This window comes from Bradyrhizobium sp. Ash2021 (genome assembly GCF_031202265.1).
GTDB lineage: Bacteria > Pseudomonadota > Alphaproteobacteria > Rhizobiales > Xanthobacteraceae > Bradyrhizobium.
Window position 1 is genome coordinate 4,759,392 of sequence record NZ_CP100604.1, and the last position, 20,675, is coordinate 4,780,066.

Consider the following 20,675-nt stretch of genomic DNA (forward strand, 5'->3'; position numbering starts at 1 on the left):
CGCTGTCATTAACGCCAACCCTACGGCGGTGCGCAGGCGAGCACGACGGCTCAAATGGGGCACCTCGAAAGAGCGAGCGACCAGGAGCCTATCTGCGTGCTACCAAGCGGATGTGCCGAACCTGTTTTTCGGCATCGACGCATCTCCGCGGCCCCAGCCTTCGGCCCCCCTGCTGGGGCCGGCTCTTTGAAGCCGCGCTCTCCCGACCAAGACACCTACCGGCCGCCCGACAGAGCCGAAATCGCCACCACCGCGACAATCAGAAGCTTCGCAAAGATTGCGCGCCGGCCGAGCGGTTCATTCCAGAACCTCATATTCGAACCCTACGCCTTCCGGATCGTTTTGCTGCAGCGAGGTTTCCGCGAGGTAAATCCAGACCGCATTGCTGATCTCGCTTCAGCTTCCGGCGCTCCCAACGGGGATCCCTCAAACTCGCGCTGCCAGCCTTTGCCCGCCATCAGTGACGCCGGCCACGCTTGTCGAAGGCTGTCAGCGACCTACTCGGTCAATTTAAACGGCCCCAACCGAGGGCCGCCAACCCGATCGATACGGGTTTTCCTCCAGCAGTCGGGGGGGCACCTTTCGGCTGGAAGCGTCGTATAAGACGTTCTGCCGAGCCGATTGTTCCCTGAGATCTTGAGGCGACCGCTCATCGCGAACTCCAGCCCTTGCTGAACGGCACCGCGTGGACGGGATACCCGGACGAGGGCCTTTCCACCGCAAACAGCGGCCTGACATCGGCGCCGCCGTGGCCGCAAGCGGGCGAGCGGGCACGCAACATTAAACCGCGGTGCCAGCCGATCGGCAAATTATTAATCCCTTGGGGTTCGGAACGAACGCGAACCGCTGCCGGTCGAGCCTATGACCGCCGGGGCCGAATGCCGAGGCGGTTGGCGCATATGCTGCCGTACATTCCCACCGCGCCGGCGAAGCCGCCACCCGCATTCGAATCCTCGGTGTTGAGCTGGCTCACGACCCCGGTTTTCGAGGCGATCACGCTCACTTTGCAAAAGCGGGTGCTCGCGATTGCGCTGCCGTCTCCGCCGACGGCGTTGGTCTGGTTCCCGAGCTGCCAAATATACGATGTGTCGCCGCTATTCATCTTGAAGGTGGATGCCGGCGGCCCGAAGTCGACGACGAGCACGTCGACATTTTGCCCGATGTAATGCTCACCCAAGCGAGCCACGACCTCTTCGCGCGAAGCCGCGCAGCCGCCAAGAATGGCGCAAAGCACCACAATTCCCAGGACACGCATGAAATACCCCCCGACCCAGATCCATCCAACCGCAACTCTTGGTGGAGAGCAAGTCTGGACGCGCGAAAAGCCGCCCGCGAAGCCCTCAATGCCGAATGAGGTTGCTTGCAAAGCCGATCGGCACGCCGATGGCGACGCCAATGAATCCGTACAGGGCAGTAAAGAATATGGCAGACATCACGCCGGTGTTGGTAGCGAAGCCGTAGCAGGCGCCGAGCAGTCCCAGCGCGAGAGACGTTACCGCCAAATTTCGATCATTGAGACGTTCGATGCCGATCTTGCGCGGCGCGCGGTGTCCTATGCGCACGGGACCGGCTGGCTCCCGCGAGCCGCACACCGGGCAGGCCCGCGCACTTAGTGAGACAGGCTTGCCGCAATCGTGGCAGGTGACCGTTCGCATGTTGCTGATTTCAGACATCGAAGAGGTATGATCCCGCAAGCGGGAGAGGGCAAGAGATGCTTGCGCGAAACCACCCCGAAAGGGGTGGATTTTTAAGTGTCACCAAAAGCGCTCCAGACGCCGATCGCTATGGGGATGAGACCGACGCAAATCCATAAAGCGGGCGCGCTGGAGCTTAGGCCGGCAATAAGGATCGAAACACCGAAGCCGACGATTAAGGCTGAGATCGCATAGGCGGCCGCTTTGTCCATGCTCGATCCAGCGAAACTGGGATCGATTGCCACTGCTACTACCTGCTACTGGCCAAAACGTTCCAATCGCTTCAGCGGTCCAGGACCGTTACGTTTGTTGAAGTTTGACTGCCCGGATTAAGTTTAGCGGAAAGATTGTTGTATTTTCTCTCGTCCGTTTCCATCGCAAGCCGCAACCCCTCGCAATTCTGAGGCGAGGCCGCATTAGGATAAGCTTGGTGAGCGCGGAGGGACTCGAACCCTCGACCCCATGATTAAAAGTTATGTTTCGGCCATTTTCGTAGTGTGCTCTGATTGTTGCGAAAATGGCAAAAACCATTGAACCGCAGACACTTCTTCCGTAAGCTCATGTTACCCCAAATATCCCCGTGTAGCACCGAATTTGCTACACGGTGCTACACGGGCGCTACACGCAGACCCCATGACAACGGCGGCAGACCCCATGATGAAAGCAGCAACGACCGGCAAGAAGCCGGTCAAGATCAGCCAGCGGACGGTCGCGGCCCTGACGCCCGGCCAGACGATCTACGACACCGAGATCAGGGGCTTTCGGGCGGCATGTTTGCCCAGCGGGCGCGTCACCTTCGGCTACCAGTACACGGCGGCGGGCAGGAACGGGCGGCGGCCATACATGGCGCTCGGGCTGTTGGGCGAGGTAACCGCCGAAGAGGCGCGCGTCGCCGCCAAGCGACATGCCGGTAAGGTCGCCGATGGCCGCGATCCAGCGGCAGAGCGCGACGTCAAGGCGGCCAAGACGCAGAACACCGTCAATTTTGTCCTTGACGAATGGCTCGAAAAATATGCGCGCGATCCCTCTGATCCGCTCCGCAGCGCCGACGCGATAGCGGATATTTTTGATAGGCATGTTCGCCCCGTCATCGGCGACGTGGCGATATACGATCTGCGGCGCGACGAACAGATTAAGGTGATGTTCGAAAAGGTCAGGGCAAACGGCGGCACCAAAGGCGGTGGCCCGATGGCCAACCGAGTCCATGCCCATCTGCATACAGCGTTCGAGTGGTGGCGCGACCGGGATACGAAATTCATCACGCAACCCCTGCCGGGCAAGAAGCCCGCCGGGGAAAAGAAACGCGATCGGTATTTGCCGTTTGACGAAATCCTGGACCTGTGGCGGGCGAGCGACGAGCTGGAGGAGCCATCCCGTCAATATTGGAAAGCGGTTTTGTTCTGCGGCGGCCGCCGCAGCGAAGTTGCCCGGATGCACACCGACGAGATGGATCGGGCACGAGCCAATTGGACGGTTCCAGCAGATCGGTACAAGACCGATCTCGACCACCTCATTCCCCTGACTCCATCCTTCAAGCAATTGCTGCCGCCGATCCCCAAGAATGGTTTCGTGTTTTCGACAACCGGTGGCGAGAAGCCGATTTCGGGCTTCAGCAAAATGAAAAAGACAATCGACAAAAAGATCGCCGAAATCCGCAAGGCCGAAGGCCGGTCGCCAATGCGGCCATGGCAAATCCGCGATCTGCGCCGATCGTGCCGCACGCTCATGATTGCGATCGGCATCCCCGAGACCCATGCCAAGGCGGTCAATGGTCACGTCATCGCCGGTATCGATGGCGTCTATAACGTATGGACCTACCGCGACGAGAAGGCCGCCGCGATCGAGAAGTTTCTGGCGCACATCATGGGGCTTCTGGATGGCGGCCCTTCGCCGGATGAAGGCGAGCCAGCCAACGTGGTTTCGTTTCCGAAAAAATCAGCGCCTGCGACGGCCCGGCGACGGCGCGCCAGTATCAACGGTTGAGGCGCGCTTCTGCGCTTCCAGCCATCGATCGAGATCGAGCGTGTCATAGAGTACGCGCTTGCCGAGCTTGATGAACCTGGGGCCGCCGCCGGTTACCCGCAACTTGTCGAGCGTGCTCTTCGCGCACGGGATGTAGGTGGCGGCTTTCTTCGTATCCAGTCTCGTCATGTCGCACCGACCTTCGTTTGGTGACCGTTGCTACTATGGCGATGCCTGGTGGTTTTGGCGAGGTGCGGAGAGTGTCAACGGTGTTGAGATCGGTGTTGAAGAACGAATCTTTTTTCGCGCACGTCGGCATATCACCAACTGCGGCAACGACTCCGCCGAGCGCAACGTCGCGTGTTTCGTCTCATTGCGTCCATTGTTGTCCCAAACCGTTTCTACCTCGCCCATCGCTGCGTTCGAGGCCGCGCACCGCGCGCAGCCTCATGAGTCGCGCCAAGGTGCTGCCCGACAATGCCGAGCGCGCGCTCGGCCATGTCATCGGCGGGGTCCGCGAAACCTATGATCGCTACGAATACCTCGTCGAAAAGCGCGATGCGTTCGAGGCGCTGGCCGTGATGGTCGCGAGCATTCTCAATCCGACGGAGTCGAACGTCAAAACGATGCGGAGCGCGTGATGCCGATGCTGTTGTCGCTGCCACAGGTGTTATTGCTGTAGTCGCCTGGCGGCCGATCCCATGCAGCATCTTTTTTTCGTGCACGTTCAACATCACCAGCACCGACATCGTCGGCGATAACAATATCGGCGGTGTCGTCGTCGCCGATATCCATCGTCGGCGCGTGGTGTTGTCGTCCGCAATTGTCCAAAACTGTTTTACGTTCGCGCCGATGAGATCGAGAAGCGTAAGAAACTCTTACGGTGCAGGGATAACTTGAATCTTTGCGCTTTCAATCTCATTGACAAAGGGGTCTTTATCGATAGGTTGTTCCTCGTCACCGACGTGGTGATTGGCACTAGCGCGATCCCTGTGGTCTCCAGACTTCAGGTCAGCGCGCTAGCTCGCGATGAGCGGATCGATCTCGCCCGGACTGGGGGCGGCTCAAGACGATCCTGCATAGATGGCCAAGGGCGGTCCTCATTGGAGCTGTGCAGTGCCGGGTAAGCCAATCAAACCTACCGAATTGCTGTTTCATCCGACGCGGCTCGGGATCATCGCGCATCAGATGCGCTCCGGCGACGCCTCGTTCACCGAGGTCTATAAAGCGCTCGGCATCAAGTGGCGCGGCGCATTGGAGTTCCACTCCAACATGCTCGCCAGGGCCGGCTTCATCAAGCTGGCGAAGTCCGGCGTCGGCAATCGGCGCAAGACAATGTTCGTCATCACCGACCGAGGGCGTCAGGCCTTCGCCCAGCACCGTGCCGGAATAATCGCAATCACGAACATTCAAATGGAAACGGAGGCCGCCGCATAAATGAATTGACCCGCGCGATTGCTCGACACGGGCCAATTGGGATCAATGCGAGAAAGACCTGAACACTCTTCTCGTAAATCTCAATGCCCCCGAATGCAAGAGCCAAGCGCGGGCAAGACTGTTGATCGGTCTTGCATGCATGCATTGGGATTTGGTCTGCTCGGCGGTTCCCGCAAATCCTCATCAGCATCAAGGTCCGGTCGCAAGAATAGCGACGGGTCGAGATCGGCCGTGATCCCGTCGCCGGCCTCTCCAATGATGCCGCTGATGACGACCGCGGAGCGCCGCCCTCTCTAACGCGGAAACAAAATGAACGCCGGGCAACGCTGCGCCAATTGCGACCCGGGACGTGAGAACCAGAAGCCAATCGGCCGAAGTCCTCTTGTGCCTCGCGGCACGCACTGCGAACGGACCAAGCGTCCGCAGCGGGCGTATCCGGTTGTGCCCGGCGTTGGAATCATCGAATGCGCTTTGCGATCCTGGCGCATCTCGAAAGTGCGCGGGCCGCAATGGAAAGGTTGTGCCGCGAAGAACTGAAGACACAGGATCCTAGGCGGACCCGCCCGGCAAAGGGCAACTGCAAGGGAAAGAATCGATGACGACGATCAGTAGCGCTGGAGCCATGCCTCGCACCGGAGGTGGTATCCTCGCCAAGGAACGAACGATTGCGACCGCCGGCTTCAACCGCTGGCTGGTGCCGCCCGCCGCGCTTTGCATTCATCTGTGCATCGGCATGGCCTACGGCTTCAGCGTATTCTGGTTGCCGCTCTCGCGCGCGATCGGGCTGACCGCGCCGAAGGCGTGTCCCGACATGACGCTGGTGCAGGAATTGTTCACGACGACCTGCGACTGGAAAGTCGCGAGCCTCGGTTGGATGTACACGCTGTTCTTCGTATTCCTCGGCGTCTCGGCCGCGATCTGGGGCGGCTGGCTAGAGCGCGTCGGGCCGCGCAAGGCCGGCTTTGTCGCCGCACTGTGCTGGTGCGGCGGTCTCTTCCTTGGCGCGATCGGAATCATCACGCATCAACTGTGGCTGATGTGGCTCGGCTCGGGCGTGATCGGCGGCGTCGGCCTCGGTCTCGGCTACATCTCGCCGGTCTCGACGCTGGTGAAATGGTTTCCCGATCGCCGCGGCATGGCGACCGGCATGGCCATCATGGGCTTCGGTGGCGGCGCCATGATCGGCGCGCCGCTGGCGAACCTTCTGATGAATTACTTCAAGACCCCGACCTCGGTCGGTGTCTGGGAAACCTTCGTCGCGATGGGCGTCATCTACTTCGTGTTCATGATGATCGGCGCGTTCCGCTATCGTATTCCACCGGCGGGCTGGCGTCCGGAAGGCTGGACTCCTCCAGCCAAGGCCAATGCGATGATTTCGCGGTACAACGTTCACCTCAAGGACGCGCACAAAACGCCGCAATTCTGGCTGATCTGGTGGGTGCTCTGTTTGAACGTGTCGGCGGGTATCGGCGTGATCGGCATGGCTTCGCCGATGCTGCAGGAAATCTTCGCCGGCAAGCTGATCGGATTGCCGGATGTCGGCTTCAACGCGCTCACGGCCGCGCAGAAGGCGACGATTGCGGGTATCGCAGCCGGCTTCACCGGGCTACTGTCGCTGTTCAACATCGGCGGCCGCTTCTTCTGGGCGTCGCTGTCCGACAAGATCGGCCGCAAGAATACGTACTACACGTTCTTCATCCTCGGCATCGCGCTGTACGCGCTGGCGCCGACCTTTGCAGCGATGGGCTCAAAACTGCTGTTCGTGCTCGGCTTCGGCATCATCCTGTCGATGTATGGCGGCGGCTTCGCCACGGTGCCGGCCTATCTTGCCGACATGTTCGGCACACAGTACGTGGGCGCCATTCACGGCCGTCTGCTGACGGCCTGGTCGACGGCCGGCATCATCGGTCCGGTTGTGGTCAACTACATCCGCGAATTCCAGCTCGCGGCCGGCGTGCCACGCGATCAGCTTTACAACACCACGATGTACATCCTGTGTGCGATGCTGATCGCGGGCCTGATCTGCAACTATTTGATCAAGCCGGTCGATCCGAAATGGCACATGAGCGAGGCGGCAGTCGCAAATCTGCAGGCGGCGAGCGCGAGCGCATTGGGACCCTCCGGATCGTTCGGAATCGGGTTCGGCGGGCTCGACGCGAGGGCCGCACTGTTCTGGGCATTCGTCGGACTCCCACTTGCATGGGGCGTCTGGATCACGCTGCAAAGCGCGGCCAAGATTTTTTGATGTTGATTATTAAAGGCCGTGGGGCGGTACCAACCTCAACGCTGCACGGCATTTCCGTTTCCCCGTTCGCCAAGGCCAACGCAAGCGCTTGGGCAACCTGGCGTGGTCGAAGAACCTGGCATGCGGCCGAGGTGCGCTCGATTTCAGACATTTGCGGCTCCCAAGTTGATCAGCCATAGATAGGGGTGCCACTGTCGACGCTCAACCAATGCCGGACCGGCGTCCCCGGAAAAAAGCGAAGCGAGCAGCCCAGCCAAGTTAAATGGCCCGCACGCCATTGTCTCATCGAGCACAGTCTGTTTCGAGTCACCAAATGAAATAGTGAGACAGCAAATGAAACAGTGAGACAGTACAGGGTCGCGACCGGGAGCCGCGCTCCGAAAGGGGCGCGACCGTGGATTTCGACCGTGGCTTTTCGACCCCGATCGCAAAACATAACGCAATCAACGCGGTGAGGAGGAGGGGATGTCCGTCGGGTGAGGAATTAGGATGTCGACGAGGGGACCTAGTGCGGAGCGAGCTGATTTCCGCTTAAGGCACTTTTCGGCCATGCTATCGCGGTCTGACGATGTCCGCTGTTAGTCCAAGACCTCCCATCCATGTCGTCTGGATCGAGTTCGGTGCCAAATACCTCGCTCATGACTGAGTCAAAGATGCGATCAACCTCAAGGACGGGCAGTGGCTCTCCTGTCTCAACTCAAAGGGTCGTTTTGATTCGGTACGGTGAGACACTGAAACACCAAGCTTGCCGGTCGCGACCACGTTGCCATAGGACGACCACGCCCTGCCGGTGTCGGTTCGAAGGCGGAGCCCAACCGGATCCCCACCAATTCCCCACCAGTGCCGAACCCATTCCCCACTAGTAGCCTCCTGGGAGATCGGCAAATGCCCTGCCGAATGTCCGTTGTTGGGAGAACAGCGGAAGACATATACTCGCACTGAGCTTTTCCGGTTTTGACCCAGAGCCGACCTCGTCATCACAGGGCACTAAGCCATTTTGGATTTCCGCGATTTTGGATTTCCGTGATTTTACGAAAAAAACGCCTCATTTGGAATGTAGGGGAGTATCATTCGATGAGGGTTCGCCATGGTGGGAAAATTAAGTCGTGCGCTGCGTCGCGTTCCGACCCATTTCGTCGACATAAAAGAGAATCCGAGGTGGCTTCCCATGTTCGCGTTGGGGAGGATCATGTTCTTTCGGAACTTGACCTGGTCCGCAACGAAAGCGTCGGGAACATTCGATTCTACGAGCAGCCTTTTTCCGAATATTGGAACAGACGAAGTAGTTGAAGCGCTGCGGAACAAGGGACTCTTCCGTGGCTTGCATCTGCCCGGCGCGGTGACAGACGAAATTCTTTCATTTGCCGAATCGACACAATGCTTCGGCAACTTCGATCGCAAGATTGAATTTTTGGCGGCTGACCATGCTTCGATCGAAGCTGCGATCGGAAGAGGCGTTTTAACTGGGCACTTCTTTGAGCGGGTTCTCAACTGCGACGCCGCGATCCGGGTTCAAAAAGACCCTCTGCTGAAACACGTTGCGCAAAGCTATCTTGGAGATCAAGCCCACGTTACGGCAACCAGATTATGGTGGAGTTTTCCTGCGAGTGGGACAACAGAAGCCGATTTGCATCTTGCTTCCCAAGAACGGTTTCACTTCGACCTCGATGATTGGAGACTCATCAAATTCTTCTTCTACATTCAGCCCGTGGATGAGAACAGCGGACCCCATTTCTATGTAATCGGAAGCCACTCTCGCCGTGCCTTGAGGCATCAATACACTCTGCTAGTCGGACATGACGCAAGCGACGTCGAGGCGGTTTATGGCAAAGCGTCGATTGTGAAACTGACTGGTCCCGCAGGCTTTGGATTTGTGGAAGATCCCTTTGGCTTCCACATGGGCTCTTTGGTCAAGAGCCACCCTAGACTGGTTTTGGAAATAGCGTTTGGGGTAAGCCGCAACCTTCATCGGCGCTTTTTCGGTGAGCCCCACCCCAAGACGATCGCCGCACCTTGAATCCTTCAAACGATTGAGACGGGCACTTCCGTTGTTGTGCACTGTTTCGGACATGCCGACTGACGCCGGAAATGTCTGCTCTCGGGGGTAATGCAGACATCCCATTTTAAGGGCGTCAGGACCGTCTTCATTCCTTGATCTAGATCAACCACGAAGAGCGGCGTTCCGCGTTGCTGGCGGTGAGCCGCGCTTCCACTTGGCCACGCGACCACTTTTGCCGCAGCACGATGGCGCCGCGCGCATCGTGGCCCACGACGTGGAACGAGTTCTTGCCGATATCGATGCCGATCACGGCGATCGCGGTATTGGGTATCTGAGACATGGCGTGCTCCTTGTCTTTGGCGCCCCTTGCCAGCTTCGCTTGCTGGCGGGGCAGGAGCACGGCCGGACCATCCCATTAGCGGAACTCGTCAGCGCTGAGTTAGTCTGCTCTGCGCCAAGAACGCGGGCGTTTCGCCGATGCGGACAGCGTCGCTACCGCCGTACAGGTTCGGTTTGGGTGGCGAATGGCCCTTCCTTAGCCCTCTGACAGACAAGATGCCAGTGAAGCGGACCTCGGACCCGCCGGTGCCAGAGAGCTTGGCTTGCTGACGGCGCTCTCGCTTGCAACGCGCCCGACACGTGCCGATCCGACCAGCACTGACGCGCGCGATGCCCTTAGGGCTGTTGCTGCACCCGAACGGATGTAGCCGAAGTTATGGCTACCCAAAACGCTGCATCCGAACTGACGACTCGGCTTTTGACGTTCCCAAGACGACATTGCGTCTTGAGGCTAGGACCCGTCGGATTGCTGACAGCGATTGCGACGAGGGAGGCGACCATGGATTTTTCGCGGATGTCGGATGCAATCCGACTGTATCATCACCCCCATCATCACGATGGGTACGATGGTCATGACGGGTTTCCGATATCGAGGGCTTCTTGGCTCTCCATGTTTGACACAGGCGACGATGGCGCTGTGACCGGTGGTCGCGGCTCGTTTGTAGGCGCTGACGCGCACTTCCACGACGCGCTTTCCCGTACGCATGAGGCTGGGCCAGCCGAGCATCATCGCGGAGGCGACACAGATCAATCCGTTCCGGTTCAGGCCGATCAACATGCCGCACCGACGGCAGTCCCGGGCGGCGGCGGCGGAAACGACAATGCGGCTGGCACGAATGTTTCGGCCATCGAGCCCGGTTCTGGTTCATCCAATCTCTCGATTGGCGCCAGCGCGGTAGACAGCGGAGCAAACACGGCGGGCAACGGCGGCGACGGCTATTTCTATGGAGGCATCATTCACGCCTCCATGCTCATTTATGAACCAATCAACATCACGGTGGCGGTGGGATACGGTTCTGTTGCCTGGGCTGACCAGACGAACAACGTGAATGTCGATCAATCCGCCTTTCAGATGGCGGGCGTCGGGGGAGATGGCGGTAGCGACAACATCGCGTCGGGTGGGAGCGTCGGTGGCGCCTCCTTTGGCTCCGGCGTGATCGCGACTGGCGGAAACAACGCCGGCAATGGGGGCGACGGCTATTTCTCCGGAGCGTTGGTGGACGCCCCCGTTGTGATCTACCATCCGATCAACATTGCGGTGGCGGGCCCAGGTGGTACCGCGCATGCAAGTCAGTCGAATACGGTTGAGATCGATCAATCGGCTGTCCAAATCGCCGGCGTCGGTGGGAATGGCGGGAACGATAATGCGGCGACCGGCGGCAGCGTCATCACGCCGGACCCAGTTTGGGGTTCAAAGAGCGGCGGGAGCGCCTGGGACGTGGTCCACACAGGTGGCAGCCAGGCCGGCAACGGCGGAGACGGTTACTTCTATGGAGGGCTCGTCCATACGGCTGTCGTGCTGTATGACCCGATCAACATCGCGGTAGCGGGCTATAATTCCAGTACTTACGCGGTCCAGACAAATAGCGTGTATCTCGATCAATCCTCCGTTCAGATGGCCGGCATCGGAGGGAATGGCGGCAACGGAAACGTTGCGATGGGCGGCGGCGGAAGCCTTGTCTCCCACGGCTTGTGGGGCGGCTCCGACGCGATCGCGACCGGGGCGAACGGCGCAGGCAATGGTGGCGGCGGCCATTTTTCGGGTAGCCTGATCGATGTCAGCATTGCGATCTACGCTCCCATCAATATCGCAATCGCCGGCCCCCACTCGACGGCCGAGGCAGATCAGATCAACAGCGTGTACATCGATCAGAGCGCGGTCCAGATCGCCGCAGTGGGTGGCGACGGCGGCCATGGCAATCTCGCGTTAGGGGGTGGGCTTGCCACGCATCTTTTGTCAGATCTTCACTTGATGGGATAGGCAAGGATTCTCGCCCGCCCGACCTATGGCGAGGCGACAAACCTTGGGCGCGCTTCGGCGCAGCCTCCGGCTGAACAGGGAAACCCAGACTTTCGGCCTGCGCCGTTAGCAGGATCTCACGATGCATCTCAGACTTTCGTGCATACACCTACCGAATTGGATGGCGTCCGATTTGGCATCTATCCCGGTCGAGCAAGCGGGGATCAGACTTCGTGAGCGCATCCGTCGTCCCTGATGGAGATGGGATGTCGCACCAAAGCAAAACACAGCACGGAGGCCGATATGTTAAAGGGATCGATCCACGTCTCTGACTCGATCGAATTCAAATCGATCAACACCGGTGGTCAAAGTGTCGGAAATGGCGGTGACGGCAATTTCTCGGGAGCCATCATCAACAAGCCTACCCTCAGCTTCGACCCCTATAACAAGGCGGACGGCGCCAGCGTACACGTCAACACCGGCGATCACGTCAGCCAGACGGCAAACTGGGATGCCGGAGGCGCGAACGCGACCGCCTCATGGTTTGCGAAGGCCCATGGCGGAAGCGCCACGTCGAACGGAAGCCAGAGCTCGGACAGCGGCCACGATACCTCCAAGGTATACGCCAACACCACGGCCACTCAGACCAACTCGGTCATGGCGGACATGCACCAGGAGGTGGTGGCTGGTATCGGCGGCAATGGCGGAAGCGGCAACGCCGCATTGGGTGGTGAGGTCAGCTTCCACTTCGACACATTCTGACCAGCGGCTCGCCCGCCTGGCAGTGACCGGCGGCACAGGCCGCCGGTCCTGGATTTGTCGCCAATGATCCGCCGGTCCGTCGCGAGAATCGGATCGACGGTCAGGCAAATGGGTCGGCCCTCAATCTCCGGCGGTTACGACAATGCTGATGCCGCCCATCCGTTTACCTATCTTGCCGCCGGCCCGGACACCGTTGGAGGCCGCGCTTTGGGCCTGCGCGGGCCCGCTCGGGCTCGTGTTCGCGTATAGTTGCAGCTACAATCTGCTTCTCTTCGCGCCGTCTATCTACCTTCTTCAGATCTACGATCGGGTCTTGTCGAGCCGGAGCGGGGACACGCTTCTGATGCTCACCCTCATCGTTGCGATCACGGTTGTAGTCGGCGGCGTGCTGGACGCGTTGCGCCGCGCCGCCTTGGGCCGGCTTGGTGCATGGCTCGACGATCGACTTCGTCCTCCCGTGCTTTCGGCCTGCCTCGAATCTGCGTTTCGCGCCGATTGGACGCGAGCGTCGGACGCATATCGGGACCTCACAGTTCTGCGCCAGTTCGTGGAATCCGGCGCATGCCCGCTGCTATTCGACGCGCTCTGGGCGCCTTTCTTCCTCAGTGTCCTCTTTCTCATTCATCCGTTGCTTGGCGTGGTGGGGGCCTGCAGCGTGGCTCTCCTATTCGGTCTCACGCTTGCCGGCGACCTGCTCACGGAAGATGCTCTGGTCAAGTCCGGCGCCGCTTGGTCCAGAAGTTACGGCCGATTCGCGGCTGCGGTTGGCAATATTCACTTGATCCGCACAATGGGGATGCTCAACGGTACTGCGCGCCTGATCTACCACGACGCGCAAGATGCGCGCAGAGAGCACGATGTGTCACTCTGCCGGAGCGAGATCGTCATGCTCGCTGCCAAACCGGTACGCGCGCTGTCGCAGGTCCTGATCATGGGTGCGGCCGCGTGGCTTGTCCTCGATTATGGCAAGAGTCCGGCGATTATCTTTGCTGCGACACTGATGTTCAGCCGAGCGCTCGCACCGGTCGAGGGTGCGATTGCAAGCTGGAAATCGCTCGCAACCGCCTTGAGCGCCTATCGGCGGCTCGGCGGCGTCCTTGCCGCATTCCCCGTCTCAGCCGAGGATACGGAGATTTGGTCGCAACAAGCGAGGAGCGGTTTCGTCGTCGACAATATTGACGTAAAGCTACCGGGGGCCGGCAATTTTCTGCTGAAAGGCGTCTCGTTCAGTCTCGCGCCTGGAGAATGCCTTGGCATCATTGGTCCCTCCGGGTCTGGCAAGTCCTTGCTTGGCCAGGTGATCGCCGGACTCTCCATGCCAACGCACGGTCGTGTGCTGCTCGACGGTACCGACGTTTCGCTGCTTCGCGAGGGACGAAGCGGTCACCATCTCGGATATCTCCCCCAGGACATCAACCTGTTCGGGGAAACGATAAACGACATCATCGCGCGACTTGATGATGCCGATCGGCGGAAGGTCGTCGAAGCGGCCAAGCTTGTCGGAATCCATGACGCGATCATGCGGCTGCCTCAGGGGTATGACACCGTGATTCCCAGCGGAGGCCTGTCCTTTTCGCGCGGATATCGACAGCGGCTCGGCCTTGCTCGGGCCTTCTTTGGCAATCCGCGCCTTGTTGTTCTCGACGAGCCGAACGCCAGCCTCGACTACGCGGGGGAGCAGGTGCTTCTGGATGCCATCAAGCAAATGAAGATCGCGAATGTCACCGTGGTCGTCGTCACTCACCGAATGGGTATCCTCGGAGCTACGAACAAGATCGCCATCATGGAAGGCGGTGCGGTTATCGCGTTCGGCGAAAGCGAGGAAATCTTTGAGCGGCATTTGAGCCGGCCCCAAGTTGCATCGCAAGTCACGTTACCCGGGAGCGCGTCTGCAACCGCCAAAGTGCCAGCGCAGCCTGTTCTCCCATGATCTGGAAACAAGATATGTACGCGCCCTTAAGCGGCCCGCTCGCTGGGCAACGGTTGGGAATCGTGATTACCGCAATTGACGATTTCGAGCCCCTTGAGTTTCCATGGTGCTCGGCTCCCACGCCGATCTCACCGCGCGCGAGGCTCCGCGGCGTCACGCTTGCGGGCAATTTGCTGGTGCTCTGCTTCATGCTGGGTCTAGGCACGTGGTCGAGCCTCGCGCCTCTGGAGAGCGCCGCGATCGCTTCCGGCGTCGTGGAATCGGAGTCGAGCCGCAAGACGATTCAGCATTTGGAAGGCGGTATCGTCAGGAGAATTCTAGTTTCGGACGGCGACGTCGTGCGCAGCGGACAGACACTGATCGCGCTGGATGACACCCGGGCCGGTGCGGAGGTGCAAAGCCTTCGAGGCCAGTTGTGGGACGCGATGGCTCATGAAGTAAGGCTTCAGGCCGAGCAGCAGGGACACGAGAGGGTCTCATTTCCGAGCGCGCTGGAGAAGGTGGGCAAGGAGAATGAATCGGCCGCCGCCGTCCTGACGGCGCAGCTGACGATTTTTCAAGCGCGACGGCAGGTCTTTCAGTCGCAGGTTGCGGTCATTCGGGAAAAGAGGCTCCAGGTCGAAAAGGAAATCGAAGGTCTCAAGGCGCAGGAGACCGCGGTTGCACAGCGAATCGACATCGCCCGGGAGGAGCTGGACATGGTTTCCACCCTTGTCAGCAAGGGCCTCGAGCGGCGGCCGCGCCTTTTGAACCTCCAACGTGAACTCGCTGACGTTGAGGGGCGCCGCGGCGAAATCGCCGCACAGATTTCACGAGCCGGGCAAGTCATCAACGAATCGCAGGCAACCTTGTTCAAGCTCGAGAGCGACAAGCAAAACGAGATCGCACAGTCGCTGCGCGAAGCACAAAACCAGGTCCTGCAGTTGCGCGAGCGGCTGCTGACGGCCCAGGATCAACTCTCGCGCACGGAGGTCAAGGCGCCTGAGGACGGCGTGGTAACTGACCTCCGGATTCATACACCGGGCGGTGTGGTCGGGGCCGGTGCTCCACTCCTGGATCTAGTGCCCCGGCAGGATCGCCTCATCGTGACCGCGCGCCTGCGGCCCGAGGACATCGATGTGGTTCATCCTGGCTTGAATGCCGAGGTGCATCTCGTGCCGTACAATCAGCGCCGTGTGCCGCGCCTGAAGGGAATCGTGACGCACGTATCCGCCGACCGCCTCCTCGATAAGCGCACCGACCAGCCATTTTACGCGACGAAAATTCGCATCGAGGATGCGCAGATCGCCGCAAAGGACATCCCGATCATTCCGGGCATGCCGGTTGAAGTGTTCATCACGACAGGGCGCGGCACCGTCGCGCTATACGCGCTGAGGCCTCTGCTCGACAGCTTCAACAACGCGTTCCGCGAGGATTGAGCTGAAATCTATGTTTCAGGAATCGAAGATGCTGCTGCGTCGGCGTCGCGATTGTGCCCCGACAATCGGCCGCTCCAGCGGAGAACCGCCTCCGTGCGGTTGTGAGCGGCACATTTCCGCATGATATGCTGAATGTGCATTTTGACAGTGTTTTCCGAAAGGTTCAGTTTGGCTGCAATCAGCTTGTTGGGCAGACCATGCTCCAATTCCGCCAGCACCTGTTGCTCGCGAGGCGTGAAATCGATCATGCTCCTGTCGGCCGCACCTCTGGCGGCGTCCTGGTCCAGGTATGCTGACGCAAGCCCGCGGGGATATGGCTGTTCGAGACCCGGCGCCCTGTTTAACCCGACGATCGGTAGCGGCCTGTAGACTCCGCCGGCAAGAACAAGGCGCAGGCCCGCAACAGCGACCTCGATGGCAAGCGAGGTGGGCAAGAAACCACGCACCCCCCGCTGCATCGCTGCCAGCGCGGTGGCCTCGTCATCACGATTTGACAAGAGCGCGATGGAGGCGTTGGGGCAGCACTCTACGACAAGCGCGAGATCATCTTCGACGGAGGGATCGCCGATGAGCTTGTCCCCGATACCCAGCGCCACCAGGCGAACATCCCGTGCCGACGCTCGATCCAGGCTTTGGGTCGTCGCCATGTCGAGGATTTCGAACTCGACCAATTCCCGCCTGAGAATGGTTAGAATGCACGTACGAGGCAAAGCGAGTGGCTCGATGATCACCAGAACAGGCGATTGCAGCGATCCATTGAGCCGTTCTGCGGAACTAGTTATGTCGTCCATAGTATCCTCGAAATACAAAAAAACCCTGAGGCACCCCACTGGTCTGTATTGCGCTGCCCACAACTCGCGTTACGCAGCGTTCATCTGAGAGGCGCCATCTCGAAAATGGCGCTGTGCAGCCTACCCAGCCGCAACTGAAGGATCAGCTTGACGCTTCATTGCCGGTGGAAATTCTTTCCGCTCAATTTATACCGATGCACGACGCGATTTGATCGATCGCGCCCGTACTCTGGTCTTCCATGTGCATGAATTCGAGAGAACGCTATCCGCTTTCTCGGATCATGCTCTAACTAATTGCAGATATTCCGATACGCGATTGCCGCCGCTGAATCCTTCTTCCCGTCGACGACGTATGCATCATCCTCCTTCACGAGATATAGAAATGGTCTTTCGCCGGTCTCTCCGCCTGACGCGTTCTTTCCCCTGACGTGCCCGCAAATCGTATCCACGGCACGCCCAAATGTGTTCAACCTGATCGCTCGTTTCATGTCGCTTAATTCGGCGGACCCCGGATCCTCCATCTTCGCTGCGATCGAGAGCTTTGCCTTGTTCAACACCGGGTCCGATGTTTCCGGAGGCCGATTGGACGCTGAGACACTGATCCTCGTCCGCGGGGGCGCTGCCTTGGCGAGATCGAGTCGTCCGCGCTTCTTCGCAGATGATCGTTCGCCGGGCTTTACCGTGTTGGCAGAGCTCGCTTTTGCAATCGCAGGATGCGGCTTGAATGCCGTTGGCTTCGGCTCCGCCGCTCGGCTCACCGCAACTCTGTCGAAACAGGCTTGCGACGTGCACCCCAGGAAGTATCCCTGCGACGGCGCGACCCAGCCAAAGCCGATCAAGATTCCAGCCAGCACGCCAATGAAAAGCAGTCCCATGCGATTCCCCTCCTCGGGGAGCAGAGCTCCGCTCGCACTTATGACTAGGACGTAATTTCGCGCTGGTGATCTATCTGTTGCGCAAAAGCGTTAAGCGCTCATTAAGCGCACATCGCTTGCGACAATACGCTCCCGGATTGCTAAAGCCGGTAAATCCGCATCCTTCGCGAGTGCAGAAACCATTGCACTACCGACAGGTTGAATAAGTGGATGGAAAATGGATCAACCCTACTGACGCTCCCCTCACTGTGCTCCACGCTGCAACCGTTATAGCGGAAGCGGTCGCCGTTCGAGCTGACAACGTTATTGGATGAGACTCAGTTACTTCCGCCTTTGTGCACTTTTCGGACATGGCCCGACGTGCGACTTGAGTCCGTAATGCGCTCCAAAGCGGACATCAGCGAAAGCACCAGGCTTCGAGTCAGTAAGGTTGAACGAGGCGGCAGCCCGCCGCGTGAGTGACCGGCTAGCCGCCTGTCAGATGATCTTCGATGTTGCTGGCGACCTCTTCACACACCGATGCCAACTCAAGCAGCTCGTTCTTGACGACAGGATCATCGGCCTGCTCGGCAAGTTGCCTATACATGGCCGCTTGGTCCCGTAGATAGTCAGGCCAATCCATCCTGCACAGTCCCAATGTGCTGGCGTCATGATGAGGAACGCACAGCCAAAAGCGAATCTAGAGGTATCCTAATTCCGATCTGAAACAATCCGCCCGCGCAGCCGTCTACATAGACGGGAGCATTTTCGACGCGCGAATGCGGAACTTTGCCATGTGTGAGAAATGCAAGGAACTTGGACAGAGGATTGAGCACTACCGAAGGCTCTCCCAATCGATCACCGACCAGCCAACAATTGATCGGTTCAAAGAAGCGATTGGGAACCTTTTCGACCAAAAGCTCGCCCTGCATACCATGCCAGCAGAACCAAAAAAGTAAGGCCGCCTCAGTTGGCGGCCTCTTTCATTCGGTCACAAAGCACAGGCAGGGCTCGCGCGGGCTCCCGTTAAACAGGTAGGCGCGCGCCAACTCCAACATTAAGAAAATCGAGGTGGCCGGGCGCGCTCGCACTTTGGGGTATGGGGAAGGGCGGGCCGCCCGGCCACTCGACCGCGCTGGCGTAGATCGCCCCCACGCGTTCGACTCTGCTCCCACTATAACAAGCGTGCATCGTGGTGTTGGTGTGGCGGTGGCGGACTTATGCACTGTCAATCCACAGTATTCGTGCGCGCGGAAAGAATGGGCGCAGTCATTTCAACCCGGTGCCACCGCGCGGCCTGCGGAGCAGCTCTTTCGCCTGACCCTAGCGGCCTAATTTGAAAATGGGGGTGGCCTCGGAAGTTAACGAATGTTCCTGACATACAACTGTCAGAAAACGAGCGTTTCGTTGTTCCCATGGGGCTAATCTAAAAGCAACGACGGAGGAAACACCACATGTCTAAGAAAGCAGCCGAGCACCATAAGCAGTCGCATGAACACCATACGCATGCCGCGCGTCACCATGGCGAAGCAGCTAAGCATCATGACGCCGGACAGCACGAAAAAGCAGCCCATCATGCGCACACTGCCAGGGGACACGCGCTTCACGCTCGACATCACTCAGACGAAGCCGCCAAATCTCACATGGAAGAGCACGGCAAGAAGTAGTCGATTTAAGATTTGGTTTGTGGGCCGCCTCAGTCGGCGGCCTCTTTCATTTAGCCTCGGCAACGGCACACGCCGCCTAGCGCATGCAGCCCGCTGGCGCGTTCTAGCCTCGGCGGGCGACCCAGCCCTCAACACAACGCGCCGCCGAACGTAGCCTATGACGCGGCCCGTCCGATCGGCCGGTCAGTACAGCATGCTCAGATCAATCGGGATGTCGCCGAACTTCTTCAACACCACCGCGTCCTCGAATACGCCGACGTCGGGATCGCCGGTTCTGCTAAATGCAACCGCGCCAACGTTGCCCCGAATTCGCGATAACACCTCCGCCCGCAAGATCGCGGTCCCGGCGCTTGGACATTCGATTGCCTCGCCCGGCGCGATGGTGCCGTCGTCGGTGACAGTGAAGGTTATTGCCACATAGTAGGTGACGGTCATTAGACCTGATCACATGCCGGATGAGGCAGCGGCCGTTCGTGATCATACACCTGCGCGAGATCGCGCATGTCGAAAAACCCGTCGCGCCGCTCCGGCTACTTAGCCCCGGCTTCGGATATCTTAACTTTCTTTGACGGTCGTGCCGAGACCCATTCGGCGGTGACCAAAACGCCTCGATCTGCCTCGTCAGCAAGCAGTCGGAGCAACTCCGCCTTTTCCTTGTCGGGCTCCGCAAGCGCTAATCTGCGGTATCTGGCGGCGCGATCGTGGCCCATGGCTACGCACCTCCCAACGCAACATTAAACCACAAAAACCGACAATCGTTCCTGCCAAAAAGTAAGGCCCCGGAAGCGATCCCGAGGCCCTACAGACCGACGGGGTACATCCGCCCGCCGATCTTGATGGCGTCGACACTGGCACGGCAACCGCGTCTGTCAATCCCAGCGTCCAAGGTGGCCATGGTGCGCGCATCCGCACATCCCGTTCTTCATCGGTCGTCAGGATCACCGGCATCGCCTTCGGATGGATCGACGCGCGAATTGGGCCTACTCTCGTAGCTTGCGGGCCACTTTCGCTGCCGGTCTATTGATGCTCGCATCGAGCCAAGCATCGAGCTTCGGATAGGACGTCAGGTCCAACTTTAGGCGGGTGAGAACATATAGCACGCATGCGACCATAAAGTCGGCCATGTTCCATGTGTCACCACCGAGAAACGGGGTTTTGACGAGTTGATCCTCAAGAATTGCGAGCTTTGCGCGCAGGGTGTCTTCTGCCTGAACGGCCAAGGTCTCGTTCCGCTGCTCCGGCGGAAAGAAGATCCGATTTCGGAACAGCGTTATCAGCGCCGGTTCGACCTCGGTGACCGCGAAGAACGTCCACTGGAGCATCCGGCCTCGACTTTGCGGCGTCGATGGATAGAGGGAGTTCTTGTAGGTCTCGGCGAGGTAGAGGCTAATCGCCGCGGTCTCCCACATGACAAAGCCGCCGTCATCGATAGCGGGTACAAGTCCGTTCGGGTTCAGCGCGAGATACCAAGGTTCTTTGCATTGCGCGTTCGGCACGCTGAACGTTACGGGAATGTGTTCGTAGGGAATGCCGATCTCGTTTGCGAGCCAGATGACGCGAAACGCACGGGAGTGCGGGGCTCCATAAATCTTGAGCATGCGACCTCTCCTGCCGGTT

The 20,675-nt window shown here is 59.4% G+C and carries 20 protein-coding genes and 2 pseudogenes; 10 read left to right on the forward strand and 12 right to left on the reverse strand.

Annotated elements, in window-relative coordinates:
• Nucleotides 1-859 precede the first annotated feature (859 nt).
• The 3 genes from NL528_RS22710 to NL528_RS22720 form a co-directional block, all read right to left on the reverse strand.
• Complete coding sequence (locus NL528_RS22710) at nt 860-1,255, reverse strand: hypothetical protein (protein ID WP_309176687.1); 396 nt, start codon at nt 1,253-1,255, stop codon at nt 860-862.
• Between the two features lie 85 nt (nt 1,256-1,340).
• A complete protein-coding gene (locus NL528_RS22715) occupies nt 1,341-1,673 on the reverse strand; it encodes a hypothetical protein (RefSeq protein WP_309176688.1) in 333 nt (110 codons plus the stop codon).
• A gap of 74 nt (nt 1,674-1,747) precedes the next feature.
• Nucleotides 1,748-1,906: a hypothetical protein gene (locus NL528_RS22720; protein ID WP_309176689.1), complete on the reverse strand. Its 159-nt coding sequence runs from the start codon at nt 1,904-1,906 to the stop codon at nt 1,748-1,750.
• A gap of 442 nt (nt 1,907-2,348) precedes the next feature.
• Here NL528_RS22720 and NL528_RS22725 point away from each other — a divergent pair, with 442 nt between their 5' ends.
• Nucleotides 2,349-3,677 carry an integrase arm-type DNA-binding domain-containing protein gene (locus tag NL528_RS22725; protein WP_309176690.1) on the forward strand — a complete coding sequence of 443 codons (1,329 nt, stop codon included), beginning with the start codon at nt 2,349-2,351 and terminating at the stop codon, nt 3,675-3,677.
• Here the strand turns inward: NL528_RS22725 and NL528_RS22730 are convergent.
• The gene (locus NL528_RS22730) at nt 3,630-3,845 is read right to left on the reverse strand and encodes a helix-turn-helix domain-containing protein (protein ID WP_309176691.1); all 216 of its coding nucleotides are present in this window, start codon (nt 3,843-3,845) and stop codon (nt 3,630-3,632) included. The genes NL528_RS22725 and NL528_RS22730 overlap by 48 nt on opposite strands.
• A gap of 260 nt (nt 3,846-4,105) precedes the next feature.
• Between NL528_RS22730 and NL528_RS22735 the strand changes: the two genes are divergently transcribed.
• Entirely contained in the window at nt 4,106-4,297 is a 192-nt protein-coding gene (locus NL528_RS22735; protein WP_309176692.1) for a hypothetical protein, read from the forward strand.
• Here the strand turns inward: NL528_RS22735 and NL528_RS22740 are convergent.
• Complete coding sequence (locus tag NL528_RS22740) at nt 4,275-4,451, reverse strand: hypothetical protein (protein ID WP_309176693.1); 177 nt, start codon at nt 4,449-4,451, stop codon at nt 4,275-4,277. The genes NL528_RS22735 and NL528_RS22740 overlap by 23 nt on opposite strands.
• 321 nt (nt 4,452-4,772) lie before the next feature.
• Here NL528_RS22740 and NL528_RS22745 point away from each other — a divergent pair, with 321 nt between their 5' ends.
• The 3 genes from NL528_RS22745 to NL528_RS22755 all read left to right on the forward strand — a co-directional run bounded on the left by NL528_RS22745 (nt 4,773) and on the right by NL528_RS22755 (nt 9,355).
• Complete coding sequence (locus NL528_RS22745) at nt 4,773-5,093, forward strand: transcriptional regulator (RefSeq protein ID WP_309176694.1); 321 nt, start codon at nt 4,773-4,775, stop codon at nt 5,091-5,093.
• 595 nt (nt 5,094-5,688) lie between these two features.
• Entirely contained in the window at nt 5,689-7,338 is a 1,650-nt protein-coding gene (locus NL528_RS22750) for an OFA family MFS transporter (protein ID WP_309176695.1), read from the forward strand.
• A gap of 1,087 nt (nt 7,339-8,425) precedes the next feature.
• On the forward strand, nt 8,426-9,355 hold the full coding sequence (locus tag NL528_RS22755; protein ID WP_309176696.1) for a hypothetical protein: 930 nt from the start codon (nt 8,426-8,428) through the stop codon (nt 9,353-9,355).
• A 181-nt stretch (nt 9,356-9,536) separates the two neighbouring features.
• Here the strand turns inward: NL528_RS22755 and NL528_RS22760 are convergent.
• Nucleotides 9,537-9,677, reverse strand: a pseudogene (locus NL528_RS22760) (IS110 family transposase); the annotation flags it as partial.
• Between the two features lie 498 nt (nt 9,678-10,175).
• Here NL528_RS22760 and NL528_RS22765 point away from each other — a divergent pair.
• The 4 genes from NL528_RS22765 to NL528_RS22780 all read left to right on the forward strand — a co-directional run bounded on the left by NL528_RS22765 (nt 10,176) and on the right by NL528_RS22780 (nt 15,746).
• The gene (locus NL528_RS22765; RefSeq protein WP_309176697.1) at nt 10,176-11,657 is read left to right on the forward strand and encodes a hypothetical protein; all 1,482 of its coding nucleotides are present in this window, start codon (nt 10,176-10,178) and stop codon (nt 11,655-11,657) included.
• A 282-nt stretch (nt 11,658-11,939) separates the two neighbouring features.
• On the forward strand, nt 11,940-12,398 hold the full coding sequence (locus NL528_RS22770; protein WP_309176698.1) for a hypothetical protein: 459 nt from the start codon (nt 11,940-11,942) through the stop codon (nt 12,396-12,398).
• Nucleotides 12,399-12,540: 142 nt separating this feature from the next.
• Nucleotides 12,541-14,328 carry an ATP-binding cassette domain-containing protein gene (locus NL528_RS22775; protein ID WP_309176699.1) on the forward strand — a complete coding sequence of 596 codons (1,788 nt, stop codon included), beginning with the start codon at nt 12,541-12,543 and terminating at the stop codon, nt 14,326-14,328.
• 14 nt (nt 14,329-14,342) lie between these two features.
• The gene (locus NL528_RS22780; protein WP_309176700.1) at nt 14,343-15,746 is read left to right on the forward strand and encodes an HlyD family type I secretion periplasmic adaptor subunit; all 1,404 of its coding nucleotides are present in this window, start codon (nt 14,343-14,345) and stop codon (nt 15,744-15,746) included.
• An 8-nt stretch (nt 15,747-15,754) separates the two neighbouring features.
• Here the strand turns inward: NL528_RS22780 and NL528_RS22785 are convergent, their stop codons facing one another.
• From NL528_RS22785 to NL528_RS22795, 3 genes are all read right to left on the reverse strand, one after another.
• Nucleotides 15,755-16,537, reverse strand: a complete 783-nt coding sequence (locus NL528_RS22785) for a response regulator transcription factor (protein ID WP_309176701.1) — start codon at nt 16,535-16,537, stop codon at nt 15,755-15,757.
• 290 nt (nt 16,538-16,827) lie between these two features.
• Entirely contained in the window at nt 16,828-17,094 is a 267-nt protein-coding gene (locus tag NL528_RS22790) for a hypothetical protein (RefSeq protein WP_309176702.1), read from the reverse strand.
• A 784-nt stretch (nt 17,095-17,878) separates the two neighbouring features.
• On the reverse strand, nt 17,879-18,034 hold the full coding sequence (locus NL528_RS22795) for a hypothetical protein (RefSeq protein ID WP_309176704.1): 156 nt from the start codon (nt 18,032-18,034) through the stop codon (nt 17,879-17,881).
• An 811-nt stretch (nt 18,035-18,845) separates the two neighbouring features.
• Here NL528_RS22795 and NL528_RS22800 point away from each other — a divergent pair.
• Complete coding sequence (locus NL528_RS22800) at nt 18,846-19,058, forward strand: hypothetical protein (RefSeq protein ID WP_309176705.1); 213 nt, start codon at nt 18,846-18,848, stop codon at nt 19,056-19,058.
• A 183-nt stretch (nt 19,059-19,241) separates the two neighbouring features.
• On the opposite strand, the gene NL528_RS22805 is transcribed toward NL528_RS22800, so the two are convergent.
• From NL528_RS22805 to NL528_RS22815, 3 genes and pseudogenes are all read right to left on the reverse strand, one after another.
• Nucleotides 19,242-19,493, reverse strand: a complete 252-nt coding sequence (locus NL528_RS22805) for a hypothetical protein (protein ID WP_309176706.1) — start codon at nt 19,491-19,493, stop codon at nt 19,242-19,244.
• 456 nt (nt 19,494-19,949) lie between these two features.
• A pseudogene (locus tag NL528_RS22810) lies at nt 19,950-20,027 on the reverse strand (SOS response-associated peptidase); the annotation flags it as partial.
• An 11-nt stretch (nt 20,028-20,038) separates the two neighbouring features.
• Nucleotides 20,039-20,656 carry a glutathione S-transferase family protein gene (locus NL528_RS22815; protein ID WP_309176707.1) on the reverse strand — a complete coding sequence of 206 codons (618 nt, stop codon included), beginning with the start codon at nt 20,654-20,656 and terminating at the stop codon, nt 20,039-20,041.
• Nucleotides 20,657-20,675 lie beyond the last annotated feature (19 nt).

What these genes read in the sequence shown, in the direction of transcription:
- NL528_RS22800 (WP_309176705.1), top strand. Translation starts at nt 18,846, where the DNA reads ATGTCTAAGAAAGCAGCCGAGCACCATAAGCAGTCGCATGAACACCAT.
- NL528_RS22770 (WP_309176698.1), top strand. Translation starts at nt 11,940, where the DNA reads ATGTTAAAGGGATCGATCCACGTCTCTGACTCGATCGAATTCAAATCG.
- NL528_RS22780 (WP_309176700.1), top strand. Translation starts at nt 14,343, where the DNA reads ATGTACGCGCCCTTAAGCGGCCCGCTCGCTGGGCAACGGTTGGGAATC.
- NL528_RS22805 (WP_309176706.1), bottom strand. Translation starts at nt 19,493, where the DNA reads ATGACCGTCACCTACTATGTGGCAATAACCTTCACTGTCACCGACGAC.
- NL528_RS22720 (WP_309176689.1), bottom strand. Translation starts at nt 1,906, where the DNA reads ATGGACAAAGCGGCCGCCTATGCGATCTCAGCCTTAATCGTCGGCTTC.
- NL528_RS22750 (WP_309176695.1), top strand. Translation starts at nt 5,689, where the DNA reads ATGACGACGATCAGTAGCGCTGGAGCCATGCCTCGCACCGGAGGTGGT.
- NL528_RS22730 (WP_309176691.1), bottom strand. Translation starts at nt 3,845, where the DNA reads ATGACGAGACTGGATACGAAGAAAGCCGCCACCTACATCCCGTGCGCG.
- NL528_RS22755 (WP_309176696.1), top strand. Translation starts at nt 8,426, where the DNA reads ATGGTGGGAAAATTAAGTCGTGCGCTGCGTCGCGTTCCGACCCATTTC.
- NL528_RS22740 (WP_309176693.1), bottom strand. Translation starts at nt 4,451, where the DNA reads ATGGATATCGGCGACGACGACACCGCCGATATTGTTATCGCCGACGAT.
- NL528_RS22725 (WP_309176690.1), top strand. Translation starts at nt 2,349, where the DNA reads ATGATGAAAGCAGCAACGACCGGCAAGAAGCCGGTCAAGATCAGCCAG.
- NL528_RS22765 (WP_309176697.1), top strand. Translation starts at nt 10,176, where the DNA reads ATGGATTTTTCGCGGATGTCGGATGCAATCCGACTGTATCATCACCCC.
- NL528_RS22815 (WP_309176707.1), bottom strand. Translation starts at nt 20,656, where the DNA reads ATGCTCAAGATTTATGGAGCCCCGCACTCCCGTGCGTTTCGCGTCATC.
- NL528_RS22735 (WP_309176692.1), top strand. Translation starts at nt 4,106, where the DNA reads ATGAGTCGCGCCAAGGTGCTGCCCGACAATGCCGAGCGCGCGCTCGGC.
- NL528_RS22710 (WP_309176687.1), bottom strand. Translation starts at nt 1,255, where the DNA reads ATGCGTGTCCTGGGAATTGTGGTGCTTTGCGCCATTCTTGGCGGCTGC.
- NL528_RS22715 (WP_309176688.1), bottom strand. Translation starts at nt 1,673, where the DNA reads ATGTCTGAAATCAGCAACATGCGAACGGTCACCTGCCACGATTGCGGC.
- NL528_RS22795 (WP_309176704.1), bottom strand. Translation starts at nt 18,034, where the DNA reads ATGGATTGGCCTGACTATCTACGGGACCAAGCGGCCATGTATAGGCAA.
- NL528_RS22775 (WP_309176699.1), top strand. Translation starts at nt 12,541, where the DNA reads ATGCTGATGCCGCCCATCCGTTTACCTATCTTGCCGCCGGCCCGGACA.
- NL528_RS22785 (WP_309176701.1), bottom strand. Translation starts at nt 16,537, where the DNA reads ATGGACGACATAACTAGTTCCGCAGAACGGCTCAATGGATCGCTGCAA.